General features: G+C 54.7%; 1 rRNA gene. It reads left to right on the forward strand.

The annotated features are described in order from the left end of the window. Window positions 1-532 (forward strand): 16S ribosomal RNA (locus Q0791_RS24985); the annotation flags it as partial.

Below are 532 nucleotides of genomic sequence, written 5' to 3' on the forward strand. Positions count from 1 at the left end.
GTGCCTTCGGGAACTGAGAGACAGGTGCTGCATGGCTGTCGTCAGCTCGTGTTGTGAAATGTTGGGTTAAGTCCCGCAACGAGCGCAACCCTTATCCTTATTTGCCAGCACGTAATGGTGGGAACTTTAGGGAGACTGCCGGTGATAAACCGGAGGAAGGTGGGGACGACGTCAAGTCATCATGGCCCTTACGAGTAGGGCTACACACGTGCTACAATGGCGAGTACAGAGGGTTGCGAAGCCGCGAGGTGGAGCTAATCTCACAAAGCTCGTCGTAGTCCGGATTGGAGTCTGCAACTCGACTCCATGAAGTCGGAATCGCTAGTAATCGTGGATCAGAATGCCACGGTGAATACGTTCCCGGGCCTTGTACACACCGCCCGTCACACCATGGGAGTGGGCTGCACCAGAAGTAGATAGCTTAACCCCAATCTTAGGAAAGGGGAGGGCGTTTACCACGGTGTGGTTCATGACTGGGGTGAAGTCGTAACAAGGTAGCCCTAGGGGAACCTGGGGCTGGATCACCTCCTTA

The sequence above is a fragment of the uncultured Shewanella sp. genome (assembly GCF_947495455.1).
Lineage (GTDB): Bacteria > Pseudomonadota > Gammaproteobacteria > Enterobacterales > Shewanellaceae > Shewanella.